We start from the raw sequence: 3,521 nt of genomic DNA on the forward strand, positions 1-3,521 counted from the left end.
TCGGCGTCAAGCTCACCGAGCTCCGCCCCGAGCAGGCCGCCTACATCGGCGTCGAGGTCAACGGCCCGTTCAAGCCCGACCACTACCGCTACTGACGGCCACCGGTTGCGCCACCGCTAGCGGCTGCGCCACCGTTTGATCGTTCGATCCAGGCCCCCGTCCCCAGGGCGGGGGCCTGGCCCGTCCCGGCCCTTGCGTAGCCTCGTCAGCAGCTCCCCTCGCGGGACGCCCTGAGAGCCTGGGGCCTACCCCAGGCTCTGACGGAACCACTGAAGGACCCCCATGCCCCGCGGCCGCTACTCGCTGCACGACACGCACGATCACACCCCCCTCGGTGAAGAGCACTTCCACTGCGCCACCGGCCCCTCCGGCTGGCGTTACGTCTCGCAGATCACCACCCCCTCCGGCGATCACGCGGGCTCCGTCGACCTCACCCTCGACGACCTCGGCCGCCCCATCCGCCTGGAACTCCACGCCGCGTCCTGGCAGGTGCGCGGCGCCGCGCTGGAGGGCGTCACCTGGGTCCGTACCGACCCCTCCGGTACGCACGCCACCGAAGGCAACGTCCCCGCCCACTCCTTCACCGGCGCGTCCCCCGCCTTCCTCGTCGCCACCGCCCGGCTGCTGCGCCCCGCCCCCGGCTCCGGCGCCGTCCGCACCCGGCTCGTGGCCTTCACACCCCCCGTCCTCGCACCCCGGACGCTCGACCAGTCCTGGGCCCTGCTGAACAGGACAGCACACGCCACTGACAACGGCCCGCTGACTGTGGACGAGTACCAGGTCAACGACCTGGAGACCGGCGAACAGCACGCCGTCCACATCGCCGGCGACGTCGTACTCTCCGCTCCCGGCATCGAGCTCGAAGAACTCGAAACCCCGCCGTCGACCTTCCCCACCGAGACGGATTTCTGAGGCGGTCCCGCCTGCGGGCGCCGTCAGCTCACACGGGCGGCGCGAACCCCGTCGTACGTCCCGCGTCCGCTGGGCCCGCCGAACGCGGTGCTTCGGGTGCTGCCGGACCTGCGGGACCTGCCGGATCCGCGGGCTTTCCGGGTACTGCCGGTGCTGCGGGGCTCTCGGGGACTGCGGGGCTTGCGGCTCCGGCCGCCCCCGCATCCGGTGCGACCGCCCACGCATCCGGTACGGCCACCCCCGCATCCGAGGCGGTCCCTACCGCCGACCGGCCCGTCCCGAAGGTCCGCCGCACTTCCCGCCCCTGCCGTTCGAACACCACCGCCGACAGATAGGCGGCCGGATGCATACCCTGCGGCGGCACCGCTCCCGTCCACCCCACGAAGTCCTCGGCGAGCTGCCCAGCCATCCGCCACCCGACCTGCGGATCCAGCTGCTGCATCCGTCCCAGGAACTGCCGCACGGTCAGCCACCAGCTGTCCGGTACGCGCGACAGGTCCAGCGCCCCGAGCCGCCCCATGAGCCACGGCGGCGGAGGCGGCAGCGCCGACCCGCCCTGCGGCACCGGTATCCGCTCCCGTACGACGACCGTGCCCGCGAACACGTCCCCCAGTCGCCGCCCGCGCGCCGACACCAAGGAGGCGACGCACGCCACGACGCCCATCGTCAGCACGATCTCGATGGCCCCCATTGCCCCGCGCACCAGCGCGTGCCGGAAGCGGATCGGACCACCGTCCTCGCGCACCACCCGTAGTCCGCACACGAGCTTGCCCAGAGAGCGGCCGTGGCTCAGCGTCTCGACAACGATCGGAATCCCGACCAGTACGAGGACGAACGCCGCCACCGAGAGGGCCGCCAGCGCGGCCGCGTCCAGCGAGCCCGTCGCCGCGAACAGCGCCATGGAGATCAGGATGTAGCCGGCCCAGGTCACGGCGAGATCGATGAGCACGGCCAGCGCCCGGCTCGGCAGCCTGGCAGGCCGCAGCCCGAGTACGACCGCCTCACCCGTCACCAGCTCATTCATCAGCGCCGTCCTCCCTTGCCCGCGTCCCCGCCCGCCCGCTGCCGGCAGCGCCAGTCTGCCAAGCTGATACGACAATCGGCTCAGTACGTTCATCATGAGGGCCAGGACCGTCACATGGGGACGAGGAGCGCTACTGAATGGACCTCGATGTCTTCGTCGCCGCGCACCGCGCCGAGTGGGACCGCCTCGACACCCTGGTACGCCGCAAGCGCCGCCTCTCGGGCGCCGAGGCCGACGAACTGATCACCCTGTACCAGCGCGCCACCACCCACCTCTCGCTGCTCCAGTCCACCGCACCGGACCCCGCCGTGACCGGCAGGCTGACGTCCTTGGTCGCCCGCGCGCGCAGCGCTGTGACGGGGGCGCGCAAGGCGTCCTGGCGCGACGCCGCCCGCTTCTTCACGACCTCGTTCCCCGCCGCGCTCTACCGGCTCCGGCACTGGTGGATACCCACCGCGATCCTCTCCACCGTTGTCGCGGCCCTCATCGGCTGGTGGATCGCCGCGCACCCGGAGGTCCAGGCATCCATCGGGGCCCCCGACGCCCTACGGGAGATGACCAGACCGGGCGGCCAGTACGAGACGTACTACTCCAGCCATCCCGCCGCCTCCTTCGCGGCCCAGGTCTGGACGAACAACGCCCAGGCGGCCGCGCTCTGCCTGGTCCTCGGCGCCTTCCTGTGCGTGCCGGCGCTCTGGATCCTCTTCCAGAACATGCTCAATGTCGGCGTCGGCATCGGCCTGATGACCTCGGCGGGCCGGCTCGACACGTTCCTCGGGCTGATCCTGCCGCATGGCCTACTGGAGCTGACGGCCGTGTTCGTCGCCGGGGGAGTGGGCCTCAAGCTCGGCTGGACGGTGATCGACCCGGGCCCGCGCACCCGACGCAACGCCCTGGCCGAGGAAGGGCGCGCGGCACTGGGCGTGGCCCTGGGGCTGGCCGCCGTACTCCTCGTCTCCGGAGCCATCGAAGGCTTCGTCACCCCGTCCGGCCTGCCGACCTGGCTCCGCATCGGCATCGGCATCGTCGCCGAGCTGGCGTTCCTCGCGTACGTCTACGGGGCCGGCCGCCGCGCTGCCCGAGCGGGGGAGACCGGCGACGTCGAGCGCTCCGACCGCGACGCCACGCTGCCCACCGCCGCCTGAACCGCAGCCTCCGGGGCCACGGGGAGCCGGATGTGCACCGGACACCCCTGAGCTGCTAATCTCCTGTTCACCCGAGGAACCCCGTTGACACGGACGACTCGGGGAGGTAGATTTTAACGGTTGCCGGGAGCTGGACTAGCTCCCCTGTGGCAGTTAACATCTACTGCACTCTGGCCGAAATTCAATTCGGCGGGGTCCTTCCGATCTCTTATCGGGAACGTCAGGTCGATCAAATCGGCGAAAGCGCTTCTGATAAAGTCGGAGCCGCCGAAAGGCGAAAGGCCAATCCAAAGGCCACCGGAAACAAAATCCGAGTCGGAAACGACGCGGACGCGAATCTGGTAAAGTCGGAAACGCCGGAAGGGAAAGCCCGAAAGGGCCGGACCGGAAAGCAACCCCGCTCCGACAGGGGGCCGGATCACTGAAAAGGATCTGGTAAG

5 protein-coding genes are annotated in these 3,521 nt (G+C 70.6%); 3 read left to right on the top strand and 2 right to left on the bottom strand.

Annotated elements, in window-relative coordinates; all coding sequences use genetic code 11:
• Both ACZ4MH_RS34005 and ACZ4MH_RS34010 read left to right on the top strand, forming a co-directional pair.
• Positions 1 to 95 (top strand): adenosylhomocysteinase (locus ACZ4MH_RS34005; RefSeq protein WP_351587956.1); only part of this gene is annotated, 95 nt, incomplete at its 5' end.
• A 187-nt stretch (positions 96 to 282) separates the two neighbouring features.
• Positions 283 to 912, top strand: a complete 630-nt coding sequence (locus tag ACZ4MH_RS34010; protein ID WP_351602133.1) for a hypothetical protein — start codon at positions 283 to 285, stop codon at positions 910 to 912.
• Between the two features lie 28 nt (positions 913 to 940).
• On the opposite strand, the gene ACZ4MH_RS34015 is transcribed toward ACZ4MH_RS34010, so the two are convergent.
• Positions 941 to 1,936, bottom strand: coding sequence for an RDD family protein (locus ACZ4MH_RS34015; protein ID WP_351602130.1), 996 nt, complete (start codon positions 1,934 to 1,936; stop codon positions 941 to 943).
• 137 nt (positions 1,937 to 2,073) lie between these two features.
• Here ACZ4MH_RS34015 and ACZ4MH_RS34020 point away from each other — a divergent pair, with 137 nt between their 5' ends.
• Entirely contained in the window at positions 2,074 to 3,081 is a 1,008-nt protein-coding gene (locus ACZ4MH_RS34020) for a stage II sporulation protein M (protein ID WP_351602127.1), read from the top strand.
• A gap of 113 nt (positions 3,082 to 3,194) precedes the next feature.
• Here the strand turns inward: ACZ4MH_RS34020 and ACZ4MH_RS34025 are convergent.
• The coding region (locus ACZ4MH_RS34025; RefSeq protein ID WP_351602124.1) for a hypothetical protein at positions 3,195 to 3,521 on the bottom strand (327 nt) is incomplete at its 5' end.

The organism is Streptomyces sp. NPDC026301 (assembly GCF_055567935.1).

Coding starts and splice junctions, on each gene's coding strand:
- ACZ4MH_RS34010 (WP_351602133.1), top strand. CDS start 283: ATGCCCCGCGGCCGCTACTCGCTGCACGACACGCACGATCACACCCCC.
- ACZ4MH_RS34015 (WP_351602130.1), bottom strand. CDS start 1,936: ATGAATGAGCTGGTGACGGGTGAGGCGGTCGTACTCGGGCTGCGGCCT.
- ACZ4MH_RS34020 (WP_351602127.1), top strand. CDS start 2,074: ATGGACCTCGATGTCTTCGTCGCCGCGCACCGCGCCGAGTGGGACCGC.